Origin of the sequence: Enorma massiliensis phI, from assembly GCF_000311845.1 — a bacterium.
GTDB lineage: Bacteria > Actinomycetota > Coriobacteriia > Coriobacteriales > Coriobacteriaceae > Enorma > Enorma massiliensis.
In genome coordinates this window covers 309,077-335,323 of record NZ_HE978574.1, presented here as the reverse complement: position 1 = coordinate 335,323, position 26,247 = coordinate 309,077, and the positions used below count along the sequence as shown (strand labels likewise).

The window sequence follows — 26,247 nt, the reverse complement described above, 5'->3', positions numbered from 1 at the left end:
ATGTCTCCTTTTACTTGTCGTACTCGTTGACTACCAACCATATGTGCTGTTCACCGTATACGAGATGAGGCACATGTCCTTTATCTCAGCCTCTGCCTCACGCGGCAAACGTAACACCACTGCTTACGAGCGAGCCTTTCCGGCAGAACCGGAAATCTCGATGTAGCGCTTGATAACCTCGATACCGGCCTTCCAGCTGTCCTCGACGAGCGTCGGGTAATCGTAGCCGGGGTTCTCGGCAAGCGCCTTCGCGACGAACTCGCGCTGGGCAATCATGTAGTCCGTGCCCACGTTGATCTTGTTGATACCGGCCTCGACGGAGCGACGCATGTTCTCCTCGCCAGCGCCGGAGCCGCCGTGAAGCACGAGCGGAGCGCCCGTAGCCGCCTTAATCTTCTCCACGATGTCGAAGTGGAACGTGGGAACGTACCCCTCGGGATAGTCGCCATGCGTGGAACCGTACGAAATAGCAAGCGCATCCACGCCGGTCTCCTGGATGAACTTGATTGCCACATCGGGGTTCGTGTACATCTCGTCATCGGTTAGCACCGCCCCGCTCTCGTCGATGCGGCCCATGTTGCCCACCTCGGCCTCAACAGAGGCGCCGTAGGTCTGGGCGAGCTCGACGATGCCGCGCGTCACGCGAGCGTTCTCCTCGGGCGAAAGCGCGCTCGCGTCGCACATGACGCTTGAGAACCCCTCATGCAGGCAGCGCTTGAGGTGCGCGATATCGTGGCCATGATCGAGGTTGATTGCCACAGGCACACTCGCCGCCTGCGCCATCTTGATGATGGGCTGGGTGAGGATATCGCAATCGAAGAACGATTTCACATGATCCTGAAGCAGGTCGATGATGATGGGGGCGTTCATCTCTTCGGCCGCCGTGATGACGCCACGCGCCGTCTCGAGGTTGAAGGCGTTGATTGCCATGACGGCATAGCCCTCGGCATTGGCCTTAGCGAGCATGCCCTTCATCGATTCATACATGGAATGGGTCCTTCCTTGACCGTACGTACATCATGCCAAGCGCGTTACGACGAATGCGAAGCGAGCTTCCAAGGTGACTCAAGCGCTTCCGTGCGACGCCGGGAGAATGGCGGCGGAGCCGAAGCCCCGCCGCATGCAAACCTTAGGAGAGGCTGAAGCCGGAGAGGTCAATCTCTTCCTCGGTGTCGTCCTCGGCCATGCCAAGATCGTCAACCTGCTCGGGGGTGAGGCGCTTCTTGATGAGCACCAGGAGCACGGCGGTGACGCAGGAACCCACGAGGAGCGCGACAACGGCCATGAGCGGGTTGGTCATAGCGGGGATCACGAAGACGCCGCCGGAGGGAACCATGGACTCAACACCAGCGGAGAAGCTGATCGCGCCGCACACGCCGCAGCCGATGGAGGTGCAGATCACGGTACGGATGAGGTCGTTCATGGCGATGGGAATGACGCCCTCGGAGATCATGCAGATGCCCATGGGGAAGGCGACCTTGATGTTCTCCTCCTCGGAGTACTTGAAGATCGGCTTATTGATGGCCTTGGAAAGCAGCCAGCCGAGCGTCACGCCGATGGGCGGGACCATCGCGGCGAGCACCTTGATACCCTCGGGGCCATAGATGCCGTCGGCCATGAGGCCGTCGCAGATCAGGTTCGGGACCTTGGAGATGGCTCCACCGTAATCCAGGCAGCCGATCCAGCCGATGATGAAGCCGTAGAGAGCCTTCTGGCTCTGGTCAAGACCGGTGATGAAGTTGGTCAGCGCACCGGTGAGCATCGTGATCGGGGTGCCGAGCACGAAGAACATGATGAGGCCGCCGAGCGCAGAGGACAGCAGCGGGACGATCATCATGGGCATGAGCGCCTGCGCCCACTTGGGAACCTTGAGATAGGTCTCGATGACGAGCGCGATGTAGCCCACGAGCAGGCCGCCGATGAGGCCGCCGAGGAAGCCGGAGTTCAGGAACGAGGCGATCATGCCCATGAGGAAGCCGGGCGCGATGCCGGGACGGTCGGCAACGGAGTAGGCGATGTAGCCGCCGATGAATGCCGGGATGAGGCCCATGCCCATGCCGCCGAGCGTGGTGAGCGCCGAGGGCACCGTCATCGCGTCGAGTTCGTCGATCGAAGCGACGGTAACGCCACCGGTAAGGTTACCGATAGCGATGAGCAGGCCGGAGGCCACGATGAGCGGAAGCAGGTAGCTAATGGCGGTAAGCACGTGCTTCTTAATCTCGGAGGGAGCGAACTTTCCCTTCAGTTTTCCTGCCATGAGGAAATCCCCCTTTCACACGGGATATAGCCGGTTGACTACTTGCCGATGGACTCGGCAACCTTCTGGATGACCTGCTTGGGGGCCTTCACCACGAGCGAGGTCGGGATCTCGAGCGTGGGCTTGCCCTCGAAGCGGCCCTTCTCGACCTTGATGTCGACAGCCAGGATGACGGCATCGGCCTCGGCGATTTCCTCCGGGGTGAGCGGGTCCTCAACGCCGATGGTGCCCTGCGTCTCCACGTGGATCTCGTGGCCGAGTGCCTGGGCGGCTTTGACGAGCTTCTCCTTTGCCATGTAGGTGTGCGCGATACCAGAGGTACACGCGCAAACGCCGACGAGCTTCATGAGCTCCTCCTTCTCTATCGCCTCTCCCCAATTACCAACCACGGCGTGCGGGCGATAGCGTCGCGCCGTGGATGTTGCAAAGCCACACGCGCTGCCAGCCGGCGATCAGGCTGCGCGCGCTCATTGCCTGCAGTGAATGCGCGGGACCATCCGCAGGGCAGCTGCCTCAGCTGACGAATGGCCGCACCTGCCAGCTCGGCCCCTAGTCGTCGTAGTCGTCCGGGCTTGACTCGAGCAGCGCCAGCATCTCCTGCGGGCTCGTGACCGCATGCAGCTTCTCAACGAAGCTCTCATGCGCGAGCAGCATGGCCACATGCTGGAGCAGCTTAAGATGCACAACGTCGGAATCGCCCTCGGTAACGGCGAACAGGATGACAACCGTAACCGGCTCGTCGTCGAGCGACTCCCACGCAAGCGGGTTCTTCGACGTGCCGATAGCGAGCGCGGTCTCGTTCACACCCGCGGACTTGCCGTGCGGGATGGCGACACCCATACCGATGCCGGTCTGGCCCTCGCCCTCGCGCCACATGACATCCTTGAAGAAGCCCTCACGATCGTTGAGCTTTCCCTGCTCCTCGAACAGGTCGGTCAGAGCGTTGAGCATCTCCTCCTTGGTGTTCACGTCGAGGTCAAGCGCGATGAGCTTCTCGTCGATCACGTTGGAGATGTTGAACCCCTGGGTTCCCTCTGCCATGACATTCCTCCTCCCAAATGTCTTTCTCCCTCGTTGTTTCACAACTATACAATCTTGTGAAACATATTTGTGATTCATGGGGCGTTTTAGGGTGAACGGTAGGTATTTTCAGGTGAACGGTTTCAGCATTTCTCATTTGATGAAACAGAATTGATTCAGCAGCATTTTATTGACAGCCGTTATTATTCTCTGCTTCGACCTGCACGTATCTGCATAATGTGCGCTTGCCGCATGCAAGGGACTTTATGTAAACAAGACCTCTGTTTCATCCCGTTCACACCGAACAGGGCCCCGCTCGCCCAATATCATGCCCTTCTGCGTTTCATCAAACTATAATAGTTGAAACGGCAAGGTTATCTGGCTGAAAGGAGCCCTATGATGGATAAGGTCTTGCTCGGCGCGCTGGAAGCCGGCGGCACCAAGATGGTATGCGCCACGGGCTATGCCGACGGCACCGTCGTCGAGTCCGAGTCGTTCCCCACCACCACCCCGGAGGAAACAACCGCGATGTGCGCTGCTTGGTTCAAGGACAAGGGCATCGCTGCGCTGGGCATTGGCGCGTTCGGCCCCACCGCGGTGAATCCCTCTTCGCCTCGTTACGGCCAGATTCTCGAAACGCCCAAGACCGCGTGGCGCTATTTTGACCTGCTGGGCAATCTGCAGGGACCCCTCGGCATTCCGTGCGGATACGACACCGATGTGAACGTCGCGTGCCTGGGCGAGGTCACCTTCGGCTGCGCGCAGGGGCTTACCGATGTGGTGTACCTCACCATCGGTACGGGCGTGGGCGCCGGCGTTCTCTCGGGCGGGAAGCTCCTCCATGGCATGATGCACCCTGAGGCAGGCCATATCCCGCTGGTTCCTAATCCGGATGACCCCATCGCGGGCGATGGTGCGTGCCCGTACCACAAGAACTGCCTTGAAGGCCTCATCGCCGGTCCGGCAATCGCCAAGCGCTGGAATGGCAAGAAGGGCAGCCAGATGGCGGACGATCCGGAAGCCATGGACCTTCTCGCCGGGTACCTGGGGCAGGCGCTCGCCACGTACATCCTCTGCTACTCGCCGCAGCGCATCATCATTGGCGGCGGCGTGGGCGACCACACCCCCATCGTGCAGCTCGCGCGCGCCAAGACGGCCGAGGTGCTCAACAACTACATCGTCACGCCCGAGGTGGCAGACCTCGACACCTACATTGTGAACAACAGTCTTGAGGGTAAGCAGGGCGTTATGGGCTGCCTCGAGCTGGCCCGCCAGGCGCTAGAGGGATAACGCCGCCGGGGCGGTATCGCGCCGCAACGTGACGCCGCCTTCCCGCTCTCTCCCTATTCATTCTTGGGCAAGATTGTGCCGTTACAGCCACTTATTTCGGCCAAGTTCGACACATTCTTGCCCGAGAATGAAAGACAATCAAACAGCGTACGGCCGCGTGTCCGTACCTGTGCACCCACGCGGGCCCTACAATCAAATTCCACGAGACGCGACGCGCGGTACACCGTACGCATCCAAGAGCCGCGCTAGCGCTCCGGGCGTCATCACGGTACGGTAATCAAAACGAATCACGGCATCACAGACCGCCGTCAGACGAGATTCGCGCTGGCGCTCATGCATCATGCGCGCCACAGTGTCGCCGTGCTCTCCTGCGAACCGCGTATATTTGTCTTTGCCGTCAAACTCCCATACCAGCTTTGTCCCGTCTTCCAAAATCCACGCACCGTCAACGTAGAACGTTCTCCACGGCTCCAGAACATCCGGGAACGCCACCTGAAGCTCGGGGACGACGAAGCCCTCTTGGATCATAACGCCGCGCGCGATGGACTCTCCCCCGCTTTGGCTGCGCGCGTCCGCATACGATGCCACGCGCAACGCGCTCCTGACACCTCGCTTGCGGCCGCCATATCGCCTCACAAGCTGCACAAGCTCTTCGCTCGATATGTCGAGAAGGCGCAACGCAGCGTCCGCAATGGCCAGTGCCTGGGGAAACGGCGCTGCACATAGGCAGTCGACAACCGTTTGCTCAGGTGAGGTCACGTGGATCCCGCTTACGACGCCACGCGCAAACGTTGGTATTCCTGGTGTAGCGCGCACACCGCAGCGCACAAATCGGCCCGTCTTCCCAGTATGGGACCCGGGCGACACCGCGAGGTACACATCTTCCAGCAGCTCAAGCGACACAGGAAGGCCAAACACGCACGCCGCGGAAAACGAGGAGAAAATCAATTGTTCATCGTAGCGCGCAAGGGATTGGATGATGACATACGGCTTGCGCCACAATTCCAGCCCTGCCCAAAATGTACAGTGCCCAAACAGCTGAGGAAATGGCTCGACCAGCTCGCCCGTATCCACACGCCGGCGAAACGCACGGATTTCTTTTCGCGGCGGACGAAATAGAATCCCGTCCTGCTCCGCCTGTGCGACGTGACGGGCGATTCGCTCCGAAACGCTTGAGCGCACGGCCCTTGCCCCCTAGGTAAGCGTAGCCCGCACGCACAGGCGTGCGGACGACACGGTTCGTTGCTAAAACGTAGACCCTCTCTGAAGCGTAGCCCCTCTCTCATTCTTGGGCAAGATTGTACCGTTACGGGCCTCTGTAGAAGCCGTTAACGACACATTTTTGCCCAAGAATGAACGGGCGCGGTCAGGCCGTCCGGCGTACGGCCGATGATCGCCTACTCGCTTGCGCGGGCCCCCTTCATGGCGCGAAGCACAGCAGCACGCAGCTCGGGGATGCGGCCCTTGTCCATTTGCGGAACGCCCTCGAGCTTGTAGGGGATGCCGAGCTGCTCGTACTTCACCACCCCCATGGTGTGGTATGGCAGCATCTCGAGGCCGACGACGTTATGCCAGGGAGCGATCAGCCGACCGAGCTTTTCGCACTCCTCAACCGAATCGGTATAGCCCGGCACCACAACATGCCGGATCACCGTCTTAATGTTTCGGCGAGCAAGCTCGTCGCCAAAGGCGAGGATTCGGTCCATGCTACGTTCCGTAAGCGCACGATGGCCCTCGGAATCCGCGTGCTTGATGTCGAGCAGCACGAGGTCGGCTGCGCGAAGCAACGCGTCAAAACGCTCAGGGGAATCGGGCGTGTACGCGTAGCCGCAGGTATCGAGACAGGTGTGTACCCTCCCGGCCGGACGGGCGTGGGCCTGGCCAAAGAGGGCGGCCACGAACTCGGGCTGGAGCAGCGGCTCTCCGCCAGAAACCGTGATGCCGCCGTTGCGATAAAACTGCCAATTGCTCTCGAACGTGCCCATGATGTGCTCGACGGAGACGGGCGTGCCCGCCTGAAGCGCCCAGGTATCGGGGTTGTGGCAGTAGGCGCAACGCATGGGGCAGCCCTGGACGAACACCACGAGCCGCGTGCCCGGCCCATCGACCGTGCCCATGGTCTCGATGGAATGAACGCGCCCCAACGGGAACTGCGATTGGTCTTCTACCTGCGCCTCGAGCTCAACCTTTGCCACCGCGCCCACGCTCCTTGCCTCACGTTGCTTGTCCGCCATCGCTATTGTACGTCCTCCATCTGCGTCCGGCGCGCACAGAACAATGGGGGAAGTCGATACAGAAGAGAAATGACTTCCCAAGGAAGGGGCGGCGCCGCACAAACAAAAAGCGCCCGCGCGCTGCAATCGATGCGGGCACGCGGGCTCGATGAGTCAAAACGACCCCGTCCCAAAATGGCCCAAAATGGCCAATCTGGCAGCCGTGATGTAACGAAATGAGTAAACGCATGAACCCCACAGCGGCAGGGCTATACTGGCAGGCGCGACCACGGAACCAAACGAGCATAGGGAGCAGGCATGGCAATCGAACGCATGGCAATAGTAGGCAAGGGCGCGGTAGGGCTGCTCTACGGCAGCATTGCCGCAGCACATCTCGATGCCGGAGCGGTTACCTATGTAATGGATGATGCACGGTTCGAACGGCATCGACACGACCGGACGCTCATCAATGGCGTGCAATGCGATATCGAAACTTTGCCCGTAAGCGACTTGGCAAGCGAGCGTCCGTTCGACTTGGTCGTGCTCGCCACTAAGGCAACGGGTCTCGACCAAGCGCTCAGCACCATGGAAGCCCTGGTAGGCCCGAACACATGCATCATTTCGCTTCTTAACGGCATTCGAAGTGAGCGCATCATAGCCGAGCGATTTGGCTGGCAACATACGGTGCTCAGCGTTGCGCAGGGCATGGACGCCGTGTTTCTAAATGGCGAGCTCACCTATACGCATCCGGGCGAGATCCGGTTCGGCGCGGCAGAGGAAACCAATCCAGACGTCGTCGACAGCATTGCCGCCTTCTTCCGTCGAGCAGGCATCCCCCATACGGTCGAGGCGAACGTCGAACATCGTCTATGGACGAAATTCATGCTCAACGTAGGGATAAACCAAACCTGCATGGCATATGGAGGCACCTATGGTACTGCGACCGCGCCTGGCGAACAGAATCGCTGCTTCATCGCCGCTATGCGCGAGGCCATGGCCGTCGCACAGGCGGAAGGAATCGAGCTCACCGAGCAGGATCTGGGCGACATGGTAGACCTCATCGCCTCGATTGACCCGGCAGGCATGCCCTCGATGGAGCAGGACCGTGTCGCGCACCGCCGAACCGAGGTCGAGGAATTCGCTGGGACCGTCATTCGCCTTGCCGAGCAGCACGGTATCCTCGTCCCGCAGAATCGATGGCTCTACGACCGCATTCGCGAGATCGAGACAAGCTGGTAGCCAGCGCAGCAGGGAAAATTTAACTGCAGACACAAACCTATCAATCGCGCATCGGGGAGCGAGTCGAGAACCACCCCCCCCGCCGCGGAAACCACCGTGCCACAAAGGGCGTTTCTCAACGTATTTCGCGAAAAATGGCTAACTTTGTCGATTTTCTGCACTCGGATGGCGGTCAACGTTCTTACAGAGGCCAAAACAGCTCCTGTGTGGCTCGCTTTTCTTTATAACAAGGCGTTTCGCGCGGAAATGAGCCGGCCTGCGCGTCATCGGAGAGCAGAAAATCGACAAAGTTATCCATTTTTGCTGTTCACATTCAAATTTCTGCGCCCCGCACGCAAAGGGCCGGCTGCGAGGCGCATCTCGCAGCCGGCCCTTAAGCTCAGCTCTGTTGGAATCTCAGGAGCGTTGCCGCATTCTAGCAGGCAGAACGCGTGAGTTACATCCCCTGGTGGAAGGTACGGGAGATGACCTCGTCCTGCTGCTCCTTGGTGAGGTTGTGAAAGTTCACCGCATAGCCAGACACGCGGATGGTGAGCTGCGGGTACTTCTCGGGATGCTGCTGCGCATCGAGCAGCGTGTCACGGTTGAACACGTTAACGTTCAGGTGGTGGCCACCCTTCTCGGCATACGCATCGATCATGTTAACGAGGTTGTCGGCCTGCGCCTGGGGGACGTCGGTGACGTTCATGTGCTTCTCCTTTTCGAAGGGGCGCGGCAACCCGTCGCGCCGCCACATTAGGAATCGTTACTAGTATAACGCCAAATTGCTTCTAGTACACTAGCAGTTGGCAATGGGACTGGAAATTTCCCGCCCCATTGCCAACGTTGCCGGCGTTGTTAGCACTCGGCGCAGTCCGGGTTCTCCACAGAGATCTCGGCCGTGGAAAAGTCGAGGCTGTCCAGATCGATATCGCCGAAGAACACCTGGTCCTCCTTGCCGAGCGCGCCCGGGATGATGGAGAAGGTGTTGGAGATGCCGTCCTGGGCATCGCGGAACGGAAGCTTGGACACGGAGCTCAGGCTCGCGATGGCACCGTGCGTATCGCGACGGTGCATGGGGTTCGCGCCCGGGGCGAACGGCACGCCCTTCTTGCGGCCGTCCGGCGTGGCGCCGGTGTTCTTGCCGTACACCACGTTGGAGGTGATGGTGAGCACCGAGGTGGTGGGCACGGAGTTGCGATAGGTGTCGTTCATGCGGATGTACTCCATGAACTGGTGCACCACGTCGTGGGCGATCTTGTCCACGCGGTCGTCGTCGTTGCCGTACTTGGGGAACTCGCCCTCGACCTCGAAGTCCACGATCACGCCCTGCTCGTCGCGAACGGGGTGAACCTTGGCGTACTTGATCGCGGAAAGCGAGTCGGCCACGACGGAAAGACCGGCGATGCCCGTGGCGAACCAGCGGTGCACGTGCTTGTCGTGCAGCGCCATCTGGATGCGCTCGTAGCAATACTTGTCATGCATGTAGTGGATGATGTTCAGCGCGTTCACGTACACGCCGGCAAGCCACTGCATCATGTCGTTGAACTTGCTCACGACGTCGTCGTAGTCGAGCGTGTCGCCCTCGACGGCGCGATACTTCGGGCCGATCTGCTTCTTGGAGATCTCGTCCACGCCGCCGTTGAGCGCGTAGAGCAGGCACTTGGCCAAGTTCGCGCGGGCACCGAAGAACTGCATCTCCTTGCCGATGCGCATGGAGCTCACGCAGCAGGCGATGGCGTAGTCGTCGCCATGGTACACGCGCATGAGGTCGTCGTTCTCGTACTGGATGGAGCTCGAGGCGATGGAGGTCTTGGCGCAGAACTCCTTGAAGGCCTGCGGCAGGTTCTTCGACCACAGCACCGTCAGGTTGGGCTCCGGCGAGGTGCCCATGTTCTCGAGCGTGTGGAGGTAGCGGAACGCCGTCTTGGTGACGAGGGTGCGGCCGTCCACGCCCATGCCGCCGATGGACTCGGTGACCCACTGCGGATCGCCGGAGAAGAGGTTCTGGTACTCGGGGGTACGAGCAAACTTGACCATGCGGAGCTTCATGATGAAGTGATCCACGAACTCCTGGATCTGCTCCTCGGTGAAGGTGCCGCGGGCGAGGTCGCGCTCAGCGTAGATGTCGATGAAGGTCGAGGTGCGGCCCATGGACATGGCGGCGCCGTTCTGCTCCTTCACCGCAGCGAGGTACGCGAAGTACATCCACTGGATGGCCTCCTGCGTGTTCTTGGCCGGGCCGGAGATGTCGTAGCCGTAGAAATCGGCCATCATCTTGAGCTCGCCGAGGGCGCGGATCTGCTCCTGCAGCTCCTCGCGGTCGCGGATGTTCTCCTCGGTCATGACCTTGGGCGTGGAGGCCTTCTGGGCCTCCTTGTCCTTGATGAGGTAGTCCACGCCGTAGAGGGCCACGCGACGGTAGTCGCCGATGATGCGGCCGCGGCCGTAGCCGTCGGGCAGACCCGTGATGATGTGCGACGAACGGCAGGCGCGCATCTCGGGAGTGTAGACGTCAAAGACGCCCTGGTTGTGGGTCTTGCGACGGAAGGTGTAGTTCTCCACCACGTCGTCGTCGATCTTGTAGCCGTGCTGCTGGGCCGCCTGCATAGAGATGCGGATACCGCCGTTGACGTGCAGAGCGCGCTTGAGCGGCTTATCGGTCTGCAGACCGACGATGGTCTCGCGCTCGGGGTGCTCGTTGTCGATGTAGCCGGCCGGGTGGCTCACGATGCCCGTGACCACCTTGGTGTCCATGTCGAGGCAGCCGCCCTTCTCGCGCTCCTTGGTAAGAAGACCCATGACGTAGTCCCAGAGGTCCTTGGTGCGCTGGGTGGGACCAGCGAGGAACGACTCATCGCCTTCATAGGGGGTGTAGTTGCGCTGGATAAAGTCGCGGACGTCAACCTCGTCGGTCCAGGTGCCGCCCTCGAAGCCTTCCCATGCTTCCTGCATCGTGTAACCACGCTCCTTGTTCGCGCCGGCAGACGCCGGCTTGCTTACTCGGGACCCGGCGCACACGACGAAGCAACCGTGCACACCGACTGTGGTACGGGCCGGTGCAATTTGACGCTCGCGCCGCATTTTTGACCGTTTACCGAGAACTTATCTGATGTGAAGAATACCATAGGCACCTGCTGTTAAGGGCAGCGATTTGGGATGAGATAGACCCGTTCGCAAGGTTTTTTGCGAACGGGTGATGCACGGCCGCGCGTCGGGTCCCGCGTGCTACAAATCACCAAAGAGCGCGTTGAGGTCGAAGGTGCTTTCTTCCTCGACACGGCGCCATGCCTCAGCCGGCCAGAGCTCGAGGGCCTCCCCATTGCCGACCACCGCAAACGCCTGCTCGCCTGCCCTCAACAACGATCCTCAATAACACACTTACATGCCGTTTTGCGCAATAAGAAGGTGAATTAAGCCCCTTATTGCGTAATTCGGCATGTAAGTTGCCCGCACTGGCCGCAGACCGGCATGCAAGTTGCCCCCATGAGACCTCAGCCGGCAACTCGCCAACCACCGCAGTTCTCCGCCGCACACCGCCGCTCGCCAATCGGTGAACGGTAGTTGACTTGGTTTCAATGTGATATCACAATGGCATCACCACGGAGGTCGACAGGAAGCACGGAATGCCTGTCGGCGAAGCGGCACGAGGCTGTGAGCTGCGAAGTGTCTGCCAGCTGCGCAACGCAGGCGCAAAGCGGCGAGGCGGCAATCACCCGCAGCCGAGCGGCGCGAGCGCAAAGCGGCGGGACGCGAAACGCCCACCGGCACAGCGAACGCGCTGGCAGAGCAACGCGAGCACGCAGCACTCGACCGCTCGGCGCCCTTCGGCGCCCGTGGCCGGGGAGTCGCCCCCCCCGAGGAATATCAGGGGCAACGCTTCGCCGTCACGCCGGCGGGGCGCTTCGCGAAAGGAACACCCATGAGCGTGGAAAAGAAGATCAAGGCCGCATCTGGCTGGGGCATGCTTGGCGTCGTTCTCATCGCCTTCATCGCCATCGTCGCCGTGTTCGTCCTGAGCATCATCGGGCTCGTGAACGCCGACGAGGCCGGTGTGGCGGCAAGCCCTCTCTCGGGCTGGGGCCTGGGGCTCAGCATCACCGCCTTCTGCCTGATCTGGATTCCCGTATCCGGCTTCTTCACCCTGCAGCCCGGGCAGGCGCGCGTGTGCATCCTCTTCGGTGACTACAAGGGCACCGTGCGTGACGAGGGCTTCCGCTGGGCAAACCCGTTCTACAGCCGCAGCATGGGCTCCAACTCTGCCACCGAAGATGCCGTAGCGAGCGCCGTGGGTAAAAGCGGGCTCTCGCTGAGCAAGAGCATCGAGACGGCGGCCAAAGCAGCGAGCGGCCTTTCCACCAAGGTTTCGGTGCGCGCACGCACGCTCAACGGCGACATCCTGAAGGTCAACGACAAGATGGGCAACCCCATCGAAATCGCCAACGTGGTCGTTTGGCACGTGGCCGATACCGCCAAGGCCCTCTTCGACGTGGACAACTACGAGCAGTTCGTGGCAACGCAGGCCGAAACGGCGCTCCGTCACGTAGCGAGCATCTATGCCTACGACCACGCCGAGGACAGCTCGGACTCCATGGATTCCATCACGCTGCGCAGCAATATCGAGGAGGTCTCGACCGCCCTCAAGCACGAGCTCACGCAGCGCCTGGCGCCGGCTGGTGTCGCCATCGACGACGCGCGCCTCACGCACCTCGCCTATGCGCCCGAGATCGCTCAGGCGATGCTCCGCCGCCAGCAGGCCGAAGCCGTCATCGCCGCACGTAAGAAAATCGTTGAAGGCGCTGTCACCATGGTCGAAATGGCTGTGGACGAGCTCGGCCAGCACGGCAAGATCGAGCTCGACGAGGAGCGCAAAGCGCAGATGGCATCGAATCTCATGGTGGTGCTCTGCGGCGAATCCGAAGCGCACCCCATCGTGAACGCAGGATCTCTTTACTAGCCTTCAAGGTCGAATAACGATGGGCCGGGGGAAGCAGTCTCGGTACAGCAGCCTCCGGCCCAGCCTTCCAAGGCAGACAGCATCCGGCCCGCTCTTCCAAGATTGACCGCCACTCGACTCCATTGTTAACTCTCAGCAGCAGGTGACCGCCATGGCGCGCAAACAATATCCCCTTCGCATTGACCCCGCCATATGGGAGGCGGTCCAGCGCTGGGCCGACGATGAGATGCGCAGCGCCAACGGGCAGGTCGAGTGGATCTTGCGCGACGCACTCAAGCGCGTCGGCCGCCTGCCTAAAAAGGGTGCCGCCGATACCCCGAAGCCACCGAAAGCACAATGAGACAGTTGTGCCGGGTTAAACTGTCTCATACATAGCAACAGAGAGACAGTTGTACCCGGCACAACTGTCTCACCCCCATCAAGGAGATATCATGAACGCGCAAAGCGCCCCCGAGGTGCCCATTCTCGCTATCGATCACTACCAGAAGCGCTACGGAGACGCCGTAGCCGTGCGCGATCTTTCACTCGAAGTAGAGCCGGGTGACATCTACGGCTTCATCGGCCATAACGGCGCAGGCAAGACCACCCTTATCCGCTCGATCGTGGGCGTGCAGAGCATCGACGGGGGCAACATCCGCGTGTGCGGCATCGACGTTGCGCGCGACCCCGTGGCCGCAAAGCGCCTCATTGCCTATGTTCCCGACAACCCCGACGTCTACGAATTCATGACGGGAATCCAGTACCTCACCTACCTTGCCGACATCTTCCAGGTCCCGGCCGGTGTACGCACCGAGCGCATCACCGAGCTTGCCGAGCGCCTTGAGCTTATGGGCGCCCTTGGCGATGCGGTGGGAAGCTATTCTCACGGCATGCGTCAAAAACTCGTGCTCATCGGCGCGCTCCTGCACGAACCCCGGCTCCTCGTGCTCGATGAGCCCTTCGTAGGCCTCGATCCTGTTGCCTCTCACGAGCTCAAGCTCATGCTCGGCGAGCTCGCTTCCCGCGGCAGCGCGGTCTTTTTCTCGTCGCACGTACTCGAGGTAGTTGAGAAGCTTTGCAACAAGGTGGCCATCATCCGTGGCGGCGAGCTGCTTGCTGCCGGGCCCACCGAGCAAGTGCGCGGCGACGAATCGCTCGAGGCGGTATTCCTCGACCTTGTAGAGGACCCTGAGCATCCGAGCAACACCGGACAGGCTGCCCAGCCAACAACCGGCAACGCTCGCCCCAATGGGCGCAGCCACCTCAAGGGGATGAAGTAGATGAATGGTTTCGCGCTGCTCTGCCGCGTGCAAGTCCTCGCACTCGTCAATTCCCTCGCACCCGAGCGCCAAGGATCGAAGAGGCGGTCGCGCACCACACGCCTCGCCCTGGCCGGCGTGGTGGCAATCGCGCTCGGTGCCTTGATGGCGGCATATGTCGCGCTCATGGGCATGGGGCTCGTCGCCATGGGCCTCACCGAGGTCATCCCGGCATTCGCCCTTGTTGTCGGTTCGCTCGCAGGCATTGTGTTCGCCTTCATGAAGGCGCGCGGCACGCTCTTTGGACTCGCCGACTGGGACCATGTGATGTCGCTGCCCATCTCGAGGCGCGCAGTCGTTGCCTCGCGCCTGGGAACGGTCTTTCTTGCCGCCATCGTGCTGAGTGCCGTGCTCATGACGCCGCTTTTCGTCGTCTACTTCCTCAATACTCCCGCAGACCCCGCCTCGATCGCCCTCGCCGTGCTAAGCATCCCGCTTGCCCCGCTCGCGCCGGTAAGCGTCTCCGTGTTCGCCGCGTTCGGTGTTACGGTCCTCACGGTCCGGTTCCGCCATGCGAATATCGCCTACATCGTGCTCGCGCTCGCGTTCTTCACCCTAATCTTCGTTGGCGCCTATGCGCTCTCTTTTAGCGCGGGCACCGCCAGCGACCCCGCTGCTAAGCTGGCTGCTTTCGGCAGCGTTGCGTCTGCCATGGGCGCGGGCCTCACCGCCCTGTACCCGCCGGCCGCCTGGGCATGCGAGGGCATCATTTCGGGCAGTGCGCTGCCGTTCGTTGTCTTTGCGGCGTTCTCGCTTGGCGTTGCACTTGCATGCCTGGAAATCATGCAGCGCCTCTACCTTCCTATCAACGGCCTGTTGGCGAGCAAGGGAGGCGCTCGGGATCGCTATACCGCGGAGCGTCTGCGCGAGCGCCGCAGCGGGGCATCGCCGTTCCGCGCCATGATGAACAAAGAGTTCCTAACGCTCATCGGCATCCCCTCCTATGCGTTCAACTGCCTGTTCGGCTACATCCTCATGGTCATCGTCGCTGTTGCGCTTTCGGCCATGGGCATGCGCGAGCTCCTGACCTCAGGGGTAGTGGACGGCGTCGAAATCACCGATGAAGCCGTGCGCGCATACGCCAGCCGCCTTGTGGTGCTCATCCCCTGGGTCTACGTGTTTTGCTCCGGCATGTGCCCGAGTGCCGCATGCTCAGTGTCGCTCGAGGGACGCGCGGCCTGGATTATGTCGACCGCGCCCGTGCCGCCGCGCACGATCCTGGGCGCGAAGCTCGCCACCAACGCCCTGCCCGTCGCCGTCGCCCTTGCAATCAGCGCAGCCGTGCTGCTCATCTCGGGCGAGGCAGGCGTATTGCAGGCCCTCGAGATTATCGTGCTGGGCTTCGGCGTCTTTTACCTGCTTGTCAACATCGCCCTGGCCATCGACGCCACCTCGCCGAACTTCGTATGGAATACCCCGAACGAAGTCGTGAAGCGCAGTATGCCCATCATGGTTACTGTGTTTGGCGGCATGGCCGCCGCTTTCGGCGGGGGCTTTGCATGCTGGATGCTCATGGATACCCTTGGAGCTGCGGCGGCGGGCGACGCTCTCAACCTCGGGCTGGGCGTCGCCTGCGCCGCAGCGGGGCATCTCGTCTTTAGGAGGCTCTGCCACCGGACGGTTCTCTTTACGCGGTAGGCCAAGCGTACCTGTAGGAAAACCGTACCTGGGAGCTAACCGTCCCTGTAGAAATAGCGCAGGGCGCGGGATTAAGCAAAGATTAGGTTTATTGTCCGCGCCGGGTGGTACAAACCAAATGGCATTCGATACACGACCGTCGGGCGTCCAACATGCCAAAGCAAAACAGACGGCCCGGCAACGCTGAACAGGAGCATATCGCATGCATCGCAAGCATTCATCCTCCCGCACGGGGACCAAGCGCCAAGCAGGCCCCCTTCCCGCCGCCAAGGCCGCCGCGCCGGACACCACCGGGGCAACCAGGCAAGCAGGGCGCGCGAGCGGAAGCGTCATCCGCATGCGCACACCGCGCAGCCGCTCCGAGGACCAGCGCGCAAACCTGCGCCGTTCTTACGAAGCGCTCCTGCGCAAGCTGCGGGCGGGCGATGGCGCGAGCAACACTCACCAGTCTTGGCCCGTGCGCCCCTATGCGGCGTCGGTGTAAGCTGAAATTGCTCCTGCGGCACATGGGTCTGCAGGGTTCCCCCTGATTTCAAACCCTTTCATGCAAAGTGGGCGGGGCTGCAGTTGCAGCCCCGCCCGCCTTGTTGCCCTTATCCTCCAAACAGAGGTTCAATCTATGCGCAGCACGCGCGGGAAACGCCCGAAATCCGAGGTTCGGAAGACCACTCGGAGCCCCGCCTGAAAGCTTTTTCAACTTTTGGGCAGTCTATCCAACGAATACGAAGTAGAGACTGCCTCAGCGCGAACAAATTGCCTGGTCAGCGACGAGCGCCGTAATCGTATACTTCGCACATCGTCATTGAAGTGCCCAAAAGTTGAAACCGGACCACCGGGCGAGCCAAAAACGGGCCCCAGGCGGGCCGAAACGAAGCGGAGGGCACGCACAACGAAGCACGCGCCCCCGCTCCAACATCAAAGCCTGCAGAATCCTCGGCTGGAGCGCAGACCCTAGTCGTCGCGCCTTTGCGAGCGGCCGGAAACCAGCCACATGGCAACCCCAGCTACCACCCATCCTGCAATAGGCAGCCAGACGCTCGTTACGCTTTGCATAACAGCATCGATAATCATCATCCGGCCCTCCTCTCAACTATAGATACGGGGGCCAAGCTAATACCCGCCTGGCCCGTCGAAAGCCCTCACATAGCCCGGGCGCGGGAAGCCATCCGGACGACGCGCTACAAACTATGCCGCGCCCTGATCGCATCCCTCACGATGCCCTTGCTCATGAGGTAGGTCACGTAGAAGTACCCACCATATGCCACCAAGAAGATGAACGCCGTGAGGCCGACCGCGCCGCCGATGGTGAAGCCGCCGAACAGCTGCACGAGCTTGACGATCACGCTCAGCGCCACGCACGAGTGCGCAACCCCGATGAAGAGCGGGAACACGAAGAAAATCGCCTGCTGCACGAGCGTCGAATGCATGATCTGGCGCGTCGGCGTACCCAGCTCGGCAAGTATCCGATAGTTGGGGCTCGCATCGGCCACGCCCGAGAGCTGCTGGATGGTCAGAATCGCAGCGCACGCCAGCACCAGCACGAAGCCGATGTAGATAGCCAGGTAGGAGATCAGGCCGTTCATAGAGTCCACGCTCTCGTAGCTCTGGGTGCGAGTAGCCTCGGACCCCCATCCCGCCACGATCTCGCCCGCATCGTTGGTGATGGGGTGATAGGTGCGCAGCTCGTTGATGAAAGCGTCTCCTTCCTCGGTCGAAATGCCATCGGCGTAATCGACCATCAGGTAGCCGTAATAGAGCGGCAGGTTGGCTTCCTCGACATAGGAATCGGGCACTACGATTGTTCCCGTGTTCATGCCGAACATCGCGTTTTGGAAGGCGCTCGCCTCTTCGTTCACGCGGTCGCTTACCGGACGCAGCGCGTGTCCGTTGAAATCGATCTCCACACCCTGCGCGAGCGCCGCGTTATAGATATCGTTGAGCGTAGCTCCCATGTCAGAGATGATCGTGTAGCCGTTCGCGCCCAGATCGATCTCGTCCATGCCTCGATAGCGCAGGTACGCGTTGTATACGCTCTCCTTCACCACGCCAAGGCCGAGCTCCGCCGTGCCCGTCGAATCCACGCCCGAAGGCATCTCCATGTCCGTCGCATCGCACAGCTGGTTGAGCGTCACGAGCGGCGCGTCGGCACCGAGCGGCGTCGAATCGTATACATCCACCTGCACGTGTCCGCCGGCAATCTGCGACACGTCAAACGGGTGCGCGTCGGCCGTTCCCTCGCCCACCGTATCGGCCTTGCTTGCCTCGACGAGGTCGATGGGCTCGGTCGCCACCGCGTAGCGGGTCGAGTCGCCGTTGGCCTCGGCGTAGGCGTTCTCCTCGGCAACCGCTTGCGGACCGAAATAGACGAGCACGCGCGTGTAGTCGAACGGCGTGCCGCGCTCGACGCTCTCGTTCATCACGCTTGCAAGCGACATGCCAGCGGTCACCGAGGTAATGGCTAGGAAGAGAATCATGGCGATCATGGCCATCGAGAAGCTCACGGTATTCACCTTGGCCGCGAGCTGGCGCATCGTGACCATATTGAGCCCGCGCCAGTAGAGCCCGCGTGCCGCCTGGAGCGCCTTGAGCAAAAAGCCCGAAAGCCCCAGGAAGAAGAGGATCGTGCCCACCACAACCATGATGGTCGTCACGAGAAACGCCGTCATGGCCTCCGGCTGGCCGTCATAGGGCAGGCCGTCCTGCAGCAAGCGCGCGTACGAGACCCCGATGAGCGCCACGCCCACCACGAAGACCGCGGCCGAGAGCCAGGGGTTGCGAACCTTGATGTTCTCGTTTTGACGGCTCGCGCTCATGAGGTCGATGATCTTTGCCCGCGCGACCACGCGCAGGTTGAAGACGAGCGTCACGAGGAAGATCGCCAGGAGGCATCCCACCGTGATCATGAACGCGCCGAACGAGAAGAAGAAATGGAAGTTCGCGATCTGCGTCTTGAAGAGCGAAGCTGTGAAGAACACCATGAGCTGCGAGAGCCCTACACCGAGCACGAGCCCCAGCACGAGCGAGACGAGCGAGACGAAGAACGTCTCGAGCGCCATGATGCGCGCGACCTGCCCGCGACTCATGCCGAGCACCTGGTAGAGGCCGAATTCCTTTTTGCGGCGCTTCATGATGAAGTTGTTTGCGTAGACCATGAGAAAGCCCATCACAAACGCCAGGAACAGCGTGAGGCCGTTGATGATTCCGCCGAGCAAATCGCCCATGCCGGAGTTCTGCTCGGTCACGCCGGCAATGTCCACCTGGAGGGATATGGTGTTGAACGCATAGAACACCGTTACGGCAAGCGTAAGCGTGAGCAGGTAGACCAGGTAGTCCTTGCCCACGCGGCGCACGTTGCCCAAGGCTATTTTACAGAGCATCGGATCCCTCCCCGCCCATCATGGCCACAACCTCCATGATGCGGTCGAAGAACTCCTGGCGCGTGGACCCGCCGCGCCGAAGCTCGGTGAAGATGCGCCCGTCGCGAATGAAGAGCACGCGCTGCGTGTAACTCGCGGCGAAGCTGTCGTGCGTGACCATGAGCACCGTCGCCCGGTACGTGCGGTTCATGGTCTCGAAGCTCTCGAGCAGAAGCCGCGCATTCTTGGAATCAAGCGCGCCCGTGGGCTCGTCGGCCATGATGATGGCCGGGTTGGTAACCAGGGCGCGTGCCGCGGCAACGCGCTGCTGCTGGCCGCCCGAAAGCTGATAGGGGTACTTGTCCAGCGTCTCACGGATGCCAAGGCGCCCGGCGACCTCGGTCACGCGAGCGAGCGTCTCTTTGGCAGGCACGCGGCTGATAGTGAGCGGCAGGGCAATGTTCTCTCGCGCGGTAAGCGTATCGAGAAGATTGGAATCCTGGAAAATGAACCCCAGCTGCTCGCGGCGGAACTTGGTGAGCTGCTGGCTCTTGAGCCTCGTGACGTCTTCGCCGTTCACGATCACGCTGCCGCTCGTAACCTTATCGATGGTAGAGACGCAATTGAGCAACGTCGACTTGCCCGAGCCGGATGCACCCATGATGCCCACGAAGTCGCCCTGGTTGACGGTAAAGGAGACATCGCGCAGCGCATGCGTCACGTTGCTGCGGCTACCATAGATCTTTTCAATATGCTGAACGTCGAGCACGGGGGCGCCGGCGACTCCGGCGGCGCCCGCCGCATGGCGTGCTTGCTGGGTAAGTACAGGCATCTTCGTTCCTTTCAGTCATTCTTCCATTATGGGGCATTAGCAGCGGACCTTGCTCCCATGCTGGCGACGGTGCGCCGAGTCGTTTCAGCACCGTCACCAGCCAGGGGGGGGGAGATGCTCCACAGGACTCAACCGAGCTCCTCCGGCCGCCTCCGCGTGAAACGCTGGCACCTGGTGTCTGCGAACCACATGTGAAACGCCAACACCCGGTGCGCGCGAACCACTGCTAGCGGGAGACGCTCCACAAGAGCACGATCATGCCAATGGAGAGCGCCGCCATGACCACAAGCCATGCCACCATCTCAACCACCGACATGCCCGCCCTGACCACGGGGTTATGCACCTCATGCGCAGGCTCGACATCATAGGGGCTCGCGTAGGCAAGCTTGCGATCAGTTGCGTTTACGTTCGTGGTTTTCATCGGGACCACCTCCTGATGCTATCCTCGCAAGATGGCCTTCGAGGTGCCATCGATTTGCCTTACAGGCGGATTGCAGTTTTGTAAGGTAGGGTGAAGGAAGGCTTAAGGCTGAGGTTGTACCTGGTTTCGAGGCGCGCGGGCCCCCGCTCCGCCGGCTTTTCTTAAACGCCTCGGCACCCCCGCCGGCTTTCCGCACTCGCAGTCGCGGCGACTCGCCCCCGCCGGCTTTCCGCGCCCACAACCGTCATGGTAAATCGGCGAGGGCCGCCCAAGATGCGTACAATACGGTGAGAACCAAAGTCAAGCTGGGAGTACGTTGCATGAAAACAGTCCGTGTGGCAGCGGGAATCATCCATGAAAACGGCGACAGCAACCGCGTGCTCGCCGTTCGACGCGGCTACGGAGAGATGTCGGGCCTCTGGGAATTCCCTGGCGGCAAGGTGGAACGCGGAGAGACGGCCGAAGACGCATGCCGGCGCGAACTTGCCGAGGAGCTCAACATCCGCGTGACCGGCCTCCGCGACATCTACACCGTCGAATACGACTACCCGGATTTTCACCTCTCGATGGAATGCTATTCGTGCCGCATCGAAGAGGGCGAACCCCAGAAGAGCGATCGCCAACTCGAAATACGCTGGATCGAGCGCCGCTCTCTCGCCACCCTCTCGTGGATGCCCGCAGATGTAGAGCTCGTCAATACGCTCTCGCGGACATCAAGCGACGAAGACCTTGCTGCCCTCGCCAAGCGCCGCCACGACAGCCGCCATTCCATGCAAGGAAACAAGCGGCAAAACACCAAACCCGAACTGCTCGTGCGCCAGCGCCTGCGAGCCGCTGGCCTTACCGGCTATCGCCTTCAGTGGAAGAAGGCTCCAGGCAGGCCGGACATCGCGTTTCCCGGACGCAAAATCGCCATCTTTGTGAACGGATGCTTCTGGCACCGATGCCCGCACTGCAATCCTTCGACTCCAAAGCGCAATACCGAGTTCTGGGAGGCAAAGTTTCGCCGCAACGTCGAGCGCGATGCCCGTGCGATCACCGAGCTGAAAGAACTCGGCTGGACGCCCATCACTATTTGGGAATGCGAACTCAAACGCGACAAAATTGACGAAACCATGGCCCGCGTCATCGCGACTATAAACGAGCATGCACCAAAAACGCGCAGGTGATTCGTCTGTTTCTGCCGTGCATTGGGCCTCCACGCTTATGTAAGCGATTCTTAGGCATGTCATAAGTAACTGTCTTGCGCCTTGCGGACATAATGGGGCTGTGCATCCAAGAGCAGCACACGGATGCACCCGTACCGGTGGATGAACGAGGAGGCCGTGCATGCATTCTTCCAAAGACGCAGCACGCATGGAACTCAGGGCCTCAACCCGACATGCGAACCCCTATTCCTTCCCCCCGACACCAGGATCCGGCCTCCTCGGCTCCACCACCCGCATGAATGCTCCTAAGCCTTCTTTCATGCCAGCCATTCGGTCAGATGCTCGGCGCTCTCCCAACCAATGCGATAATTTGCGCCATAGCTGGCAAGCAGCACTTCAAAACCTAAGCACCGAACCACTTGGGCACGCAGCGACCCTTCGCGCGTAGCGCATGGCCTTCGACACACCGAGCGGCTGCAAAAGATATTCCCAAAAGCGGAGCGAGCGCACGGCCTAGCTATGCGCTCGCTCCGCTTTTGGGAATATCTAATGGGCTAGCACCGCAAGACAGCGAGTAACCGCCCCCTTCCCCGATGCCGCTTCACAAAAGAAGGCCCCCGCAGGGGCCTTCTTCAAAACTGAATGTGCCAAGGAGGTGACCACGGTAACAAGCTTCCGCAGCCCAAGCCTCAGCAACCTTCGAGCAATCGCAAGCCGAGCAGTCGCGGCCTACATCAGCTCGCATACGCGCTGCGAGAACGCCACCGGATCCTCAGGCAGAATGCCCTCTACAAGCAACGCCTGGTCGTAGAGCAGGCCGGCATACAGCGCGATCTTCTCAGAATCGCCCGCATCTTGCGCGGCTGCAAGCTTGGTAAACACCGGATGCTTTGCATTGAGCTCCAGTACACGCTGGGTCTTGGGCAGGCCCTCGGCCTCGCCCTCGGGACCGCGCTTGAGGACCTTCTCCATCTCGAGCGAAAGCGGGCCTTCGGTCGTGATGCACGCGGGAGCTTCGCCCTCTCCCACCAAACGTGACGAGACCGCAACCTTCTCCACCTTGTCGCCAAGCGCCTCCTTCATCGCATCGAAGAGGTCGCTGTGCTCCTTGGTAGCCTCCTCGGCCTCCTTCTTCTCGTCCTCGCTCGCCAAATCGAGGTCGCCCGTCGCCACGTTCTTGAGCTCCAGGTGGCGATCCTCGGTCTCGGGCTCCGCGCCGTCGGCCTGAGCCTTCTCGGCCGCCTCACGCGCAGCGTCGTCCTCATAGATCTTGGGCATGTCGCGCGCCACGTACTCGCGCATAGCCTGGAAGGTAAACTCGTCAACGCCCTGCGTGCACAGCAGCACGTCGTAGCCGCGCGCGAGCACGCCCGTCACCACGGGCATCTTGCTCAGGCGCTCGCGGTCGTCGCCGGCAGCATAATAGACGGCCTTCTGCCCCTCGGGCATGGCCTCGGCGTACTCGCGGAGCGTGACCATCTTCTGCTCTTTAGCGCTCCAGAAGAGCAGCAGATCACCAAGCTCGTCCGCCTTGCCGCCGTACGTGTTGTAAATGCCAAACTTGAGGCCACGGCCAAAATTCTCAAAGAACTTCTCATACGCCTCGCGATCGTTGTCTCGCATGTCGCAGAGGTCATCCGTAATCTTTTTCTCGATGCGCCGCGCGATGGCGTGAAGCTGGCGGTCATGCTGCAGGGTCTCGCGGCTGATGTTGAGCGAGACGTCTTCGGAATCCACAACGCCACGAACGAAGTTGTAGTAGTCCGGCAGCAGGTCGGCGCACTTCTCCATGATCATGACGTTGGAGCTATAAAGCGCCAGGCCCTTCTCGTAATCCTTGCTGTACAGGTCGAACGGCGCGCGGCCGGGAACAAACAGCAATGCGTCGTACTCGAGCGCGCCCTCGGCATGGAAGCTGATGGTGCGCGCCGGGTCCTCGAAGTCGTGGAACGTGCTCTTGTAGAACTCGTTGTAATCCCTCTGCTCCACATCCGAGGCGCGCTTTTTCCAGATCGGCGTCATGGAGTTGATAGTCTCGAGCTCCTGATAGTCCTCGTACTCGGGCTGGTAATCGTCGCCTGCATCTTCCGGCTTGGGCTTCTGGCGGCTCTTGGTTACCATCATCTGAATCGGATAGCGCACGTAGTTGCTATAGCGCGTGATAAGGTCCTTGAGGGCCCATTCGCTCAGGTAGCGGTCATAGTTCTCGCCGGGTTCGCCGTCCTTGCCGGGTTCATTGTCGCGGAGCGTAAGAATCACATCGGTGCCGTGGCCCGCGCGCTCGCCGGGCTCGATGGTATAGCCCTCGAGGCCATCGGACTCCCATACGTTCGCCGCATCCTCGCCATACGCGCGGCTCACAACCTGAACGCGCTTGGCCACCATGAACGCAGAGTAAAAACCGACACCAAACTGACCGATGATATCGACCGCGTCGCCCTGGCTCTCGGCGTTCTCGGTCTTGAACTCCTGGCTGCCAGAATGGGCGATGGTACCCAGGTTCTTCTCAAGCTCATCGGCCGTCATACCGATACCATTATCCGAAACGGTAATGGTACGCGCATCGCGGTCAAAACTCACACGGATCGAAAGATCGTCCTGGTCGACCTTCATGCTATCGTCTGTAAGGCTCTTGAAATTGAGCTTGTCGACCGCATCCGACGCGTTAGAGATGAGCTCGCGCAGGAAGATCTCCTTGTTGGTGTAAATCGAGTTGATCATGAGATCAAGGAGCTTCTTGCTCTCTGTTTTGAACTTGCGCATGCGCTGCGTTCCCTTCCTCCCTGTGGATGCTTGTTGAGCGCGCGGCACGTACTAAGTAGCAGGTCGTACAGCACTCAACAAACCTAACATGTTGAGACTTAGATTTTATATCCCTATTGTGCTCATATATGCACTGCTCACGTTATTTCCTCGTGATAATTCCAACCCGGATGGAACTATCTAGTAATCGAGCTAACAATCATTTCAAAATTTGAAACGGGGGTTATGTAGTTAAACCCCCGAGCTATTCGGCACCGCGACGATCAATTCCCCGTACATTCCGGCCGCAAGCACCTCCTGGATATAATACTTGGCCAACTTTTGCCATCTTTTAACTGCTTTGGCCAATTAGATACGATTGGTGGAATTCGCTACCTCCTGCAAGGTTCTGTAGAAGCGTCGAGCTTCCTTATATTGAGCATATTTCGCCGCTTACCCCCGGAAAAATCAGCTGGCTGCGCGCAACGGCAACTCCACCAAACCAACCGCGCCTTAAACTTTATCTGGAATTACCACCATTCGTATCTATTTGGCCAAACCCGCCATAATCTATAGTCCATCTCACCAGCAAGGCGCTGTTTTCACTTGTCAGGACCCCGACCCTCATTTAGCATCCCCTGTCCGGCCGATCCATTCTGATGGCCCGAAAAGATCCCGCAATGGTAGTTACCAGCGGACCACATGACTTTCTTCACCTCACTTCCTCATGTGTGAAGGGCATGCTCACAAAAACGCATCGAACGACATACCCGTTTAGTGCTTTGTCAGCTTTACCAGGATTTCGACTGGTTCGTATTTACCAGCTCACGTAAAACGACTGACAGCACGTCTATGCTTAGCCTATGAGGAAGTGCTTTTGCAACATATCGGCCCTTGAGCTATACCGCGCAAGTGGGCGTCTCGCGCCGGACATCCTGCATAAGCCACGAACCGCCAAGCTTAATGATTGCTCGGTGCCTCCGCGCCCCATGCTTGAGGACGACCTGAAACGATACGGCATCAAGACTCATCCTTGCCATGTATTGTGTGAAACCAAAACCGGACATGCCCCTCGCTTTGTTGCTCGGCATACGCACCGCCATCCTCTTCCAGCACGATCGCTCATCGTTCTCAACAAAGATACGCTGGTAGTCACCCCGGAGCTGCTCTTCCTTGAGCTTGCGGCTTCCCGCGATATCGACGACATCGAGCTGTTGCGAATCGGATTTGAGCTCTGCGGTACCTACGTTCTCGATGTATCGGAAGATTCCTGGGACAGCTACACCAGTACAGATGCCCCTATAACGAGCGCGAAAAAGATATCCGCCTTTCTTGAACGCTGCTCTGGTATGAACGGTTCAAAGCGCGCTCGACGGCTCGCCCGCCTTATCGCTGACGGTTCACACTCCCCCATGGAAACCGTTGCTGCCCTACTGGTAAGCCTTCCGCACTGCATGGGTGGATGGAACCTCGGTAGGGTGAAAATGAACCAGCGAATTATGACCGCCGATGGACCAAAGTGGGTGGACATTTTCTTTTACAAGGAGAGAGTGGGCCTGGAGTACAAGGGGCGGCGCGCACATTCGATAGAACGAACGGCGCGCGACGATCGCCGGCAGAATCGCCTCACCGGCACGGGCATCACGCTGCTCAATATCTGGTACGAGGATCTTGCGCAGGAGCATCTTTGCGAGAAGCTCATGCTCAACATCGCACACTCCCTTGGAAAACGCATAAGGTTACGCAGCGCTACCTACGAGGCTCGACGTCGAGTGCTCTACGCAACGCTCATGCCATCGATACAACGCTATGAGCAGTTGGGCGGTTAGGGGAAGGCCAACTCGGAGAACCTAGCCT

Annotated in this window: 23 protein-coding genes; 9 read left to right on the top strand and 14 right to left on the bottom strand. The window is 60.4% G+C overall.

Going from position 1 to position 26,247, the window contains the following annotated elements:
- Window positions 1–123: 123 nt before the first annotated feature.
- The 4 genes from HGEM_RS01370 to HGEM_RS01355 all read right to left on the bottom strand — a co-directional run bounded on the left by HGEM_RS01370 (window position 124) and on the right by HGEM_RS01355 (window position 3,298).
- Complete coding sequence (locus HGEM_RS01370; protein WP_019127606.1) at window positions 124–987, bottom strand: class II fructose-bisphosphate aldolase; 864 nt, start codon at window positions 985–987, stop codon at window positions 124–126.
- A gap of 142 nt (window positions 988–1,129) precedes the next feature.
- Window positions 1,130–2,257, bottom strand: a complete 1,128-nt coding sequence (locus HGEM_RS01365; protein ID WP_019127605.1) for a PTS fructose transporter subunit IIC — start codon at window positions 2,255–2,257, stop codon at window positions 1,130–1,132.
- 38 nt (window positions 2,258–2,295) lie between these two features.
- Complete coding sequence (locus HGEM_RS01360; RefSeq protein WP_019127604.1) at window positions 2,296–2,604, bottom strand: PTS fructose transporter subunit IIB; 309 nt, start codon at window positions 2,602–2,604, stop codon at window positions 2,296–2,298.
- A gap of 202 nt (window positions 2,605–2,806) precedes the next feature.
- Window positions 2,807–3,298 carry a PTS sugar transporter subunit IIA gene (locus tag HGEM_RS01355; protein WP_019127603.1) on the bottom strand — a complete coding sequence of 164 codons (492 nt, stop codon included), beginning with the start codon at window positions 3,296–3,298 and terminating at the stop codon, window positions 2,807–2,809.
- Between the two features lie 378 nt (window positions 3,299–3,676).
- On the opposite strand from HGEM_RS01355, the gene HGEM_RS01350 reads away from it, so the two are divergent.
- Complete coding sequence (locus HGEM_RS01350) at window positions 3,677–4,567, top strand: ROK family protein (protein WP_035100927.1); 891 nt, start codon at window positions 3,677–3,679, stop codon at window positions 4,565–4,567.
- Between the two features lie 192 nt (window positions 4,568–4,759).
- On the opposite strand, the gene HGEM_RS01345 is transcribed toward HGEM_RS01350, so the two are convergent.
- Entirely contained in the window at window positions 4,760–5,749 is a 990-nt protein-coding gene (locus tag HGEM_RS01345; RefSeq protein WP_019127601.1) for a hypothetical protein, read from the bottom strand.
- 215 nt (window positions 5,750–5,964) lie between these two features.
- Window positions 5,965–6,762: a pyruvate formate-lyase-activating protein gene (gene pflA / locus HGEM_RS01340; RefSeq protein WP_035100921.1), complete on the bottom strand. Its 798-nt coding sequence runs from the start codon at window positions 6,760–6,762 to the stop codon at window positions 5,965–5,967.
- Window positions 6,763–7,098: 336 nt separating this feature from the next.
- Between pflA and HGEM_RS01335 the strand changes: the two genes are divergently transcribed.
- Window positions 7,099–8,019, top strand: a complete 921-nt coding sequence (locus tag HGEM_RS01335) for a ketopantoate reductase family protein (protein ID WP_019127599.1) — start codon at window positions 7,099–7,101, stop codon at window positions 8,017–8,019.
- A gap of 436 nt (window positions 8,020–8,455) precedes the next feature.
- Here HGEM_RS01335 and grcA3 read toward each other — a convergent pair whose 3' ends face one another.
- The 3 genes from grcA3 to HGEM_RS10565 all read right to left on the bottom strand — a co-directional run bounded on the left by grcA3 (window position 8,456) and on the right by HGEM_RS10565 (window position 11,358).
- Window positions 8,456–8,707 (bottom strand): autonomous glycyl radical cofactor GrcA3, encoded by a 252-nt coding sequence (gene grcA3, locus HGEM_RS01330; RefSeq protein ID WP_019127598.1) that lies wholly within the window; start codon window positions 8,705–8,707, stop codon window positions 8,456–8,458.
- Window positions 8,708–8,856: 149 nt separating this feature from the next.
- Window positions 8,857–10,953 carry a formate C-acetyltransferase gene (gene pflB / locus HGEM_RS01325; protein ID WP_019127597.1) on the bottom strand — a complete coding sequence of 699 codons (2,097 nt, stop codon included), beginning with the start codon at window positions 10,951–10,953 and terminating at the stop codon, window positions 8,857–8,859.
- Window positions 10,954–11,226: 273 nt separating this feature from the next.
- Window positions 11,227–11,358, bottom strand: a complete 132-nt coding sequence (locus HGEM_RS10565) for a hypothetical protein (RefSeq protein WP_019127596.1) — start codon at window positions 11,356–11,358, stop codon at window positions 11,227–11,229.
- A 562-nt stretch (window positions 11,359–11,920) separates the two neighbouring features.
- Between HGEM_RS10565 and HGEM_RS01320 the strand changes: the two genes are divergently transcribed.
- The 5 genes from HGEM_RS01320 to HGEM_RS01300 all read left to right on the top strand — a co-directional run bounded on the left by HGEM_RS01320 (window position 11,921) and on the right by HGEM_RS01300 (window position 16,375).
- Entirely contained in the window at window positions 11,921–12,955 is a 1,035-nt protein-coding gene (locus HGEM_RS01320) for an SPFH domain-containing protein (protein WP_019127595.1), read from the top strand.
- A 151-nt stretch (window positions 12,956–13,106) separates the two neighbouring features.
- Window positions 13,107–13,295, top strand: coding sequence for a type II toxin-antitoxin system antitoxin (locus HGEM_RS01315; protein ID WP_019127594.1), 189 nt, complete (start codon window positions 13,107–13,109; stop codon window positions 13,293–13,295).
- A 91-nt stretch (window positions 13,296–13,386) separates the two neighbouring features.
- Complete coding sequence (locus HGEM_RS01310) at window positions 13,387–14,214, top strand: ABC transporter ATP-binding protein (protein ID WP_019127593.1); 828 nt, start codon at window positions 13,387–13,389, stop codon at window positions 14,212–14,214.
- Window positions 14,215–15,891 (top strand): hypothetical protein, encoded by a 1,677-nt coding sequence (locus tag HGEM_RS01305; RefSeq protein WP_019127592.1) that lies wholly within the window; start codon window positions 14,215–14,217, stop codon window positions 15,889–15,891.
- Between the two features lie 202 nt (window positions 15,892–16,093).
- On the top strand, window positions 16,094–16,375 hold the full coding sequence (locus HGEM_RS01300; protein WP_019127591.1) for a hypothetical protein: 282 nt from the start codon (window positions 16,094–16,096) through the stop codon (window positions 16,373–16,375).
- A 467-nt stretch (window positions 16,376–16,842) separates the two neighbouring features.
- Here HGEM_RS01300 and HGEM_RS10560 read toward each other — a convergent pair whose 3' ends face one another.
- The 4 genes from HGEM_RS10560 to HGEM_RS01285 form a co-directional block, all read right to left on the bottom strand.
- Window positions 16,843–16,965: a hypothetical protein gene (locus tag HGEM_RS10560; RefSeq protein ID WP_019127590.1), complete on the bottom strand. Its 123-nt coding sequence runs from the start codon at window positions 16,963–16,965 to the stop codon at window positions 16,843–16,845.
- 104 nt (window positions 16,966–17,069) lie between these two features.
- Window positions 17,070–19,268, bottom strand: coding sequence for an FtsX-like permease family protein (locus tag HGEM_RS01295; protein WP_019127589.1), 2,199 nt, complete (start codon window positions 19,266–19,268; stop codon window positions 17,070–17,072).
- Window positions 19,258–20,079 (bottom strand): ABC transporter ATP-binding protein, encoded by an 822-nt coding sequence (locus HGEM_RS01290; RefSeq protein WP_019127588.1) that lies wholly within the window; start codon window positions 20,077–20,079, stop codon window positions 19,258–19,260. Before HGEM_RS01290 ends, HGEM_RS01295 begins: the two co-directional genes overlap by 11 nt.
- 226 nt (window positions 20,080–20,305) lie before the next feature.
- Window positions 20,306–20,500: a hypothetical protein gene (locus HGEM_RS01285; protein WP_019127587.1), complete on the bottom strand. Its 195-nt coding sequence runs from the start codon at window positions 20,498–20,500 to the stop codon at window positions 20,306–20,308.
- Between the two features lie 320 nt (window positions 20,501–20,820).
- Between HGEM_RS01285 and vsr the strand changes: the two genes are divergently transcribed.
- Window positions 20,821–21,669 carry a DNA mismatch endonuclease Vsr gene (gene vsr / locus HGEM_RS01280; RefSeq protein WP_019127586.1) on the top strand — a complete coding sequence of 283 codons (849 nt, stop codon included), beginning with the start codon at window positions 20,821–20,823 and terminating at the stop codon, window positions 21,667–21,669.
- Between the two features lie 708 nt (window positions 21,670–22,377).
- On the opposite strand, the gene htpG is transcribed toward vsr, so the two are convergent.
- A complete protein-coding gene (htpG, locus tag HGEM_RS01275) occupies window positions 22,378–24,411 on the bottom strand; it encodes a molecular chaperone HtpG (RefSeq protein WP_019127585.1) in 2,034 nt (677 codons plus the stop codon).
- A 968-nt stretch (window positions 24,412–25,379) separates the two neighbouring features.
- Here htpG and HGEM_RS10165 point away from each other — a divergent pair.
- Window positions 25,380–26,219 (top strand): hypothetical protein, encoded by an 840-nt coding sequence (locus HGEM_RS10165; RefSeq protein WP_154646788.1) that lies wholly within the window; start codon window positions 25,380–25,382, stop codon window positions 26,217–26,219.
- Window positions 26,220–26,247 lie beyond the last annotated feature (28 nt).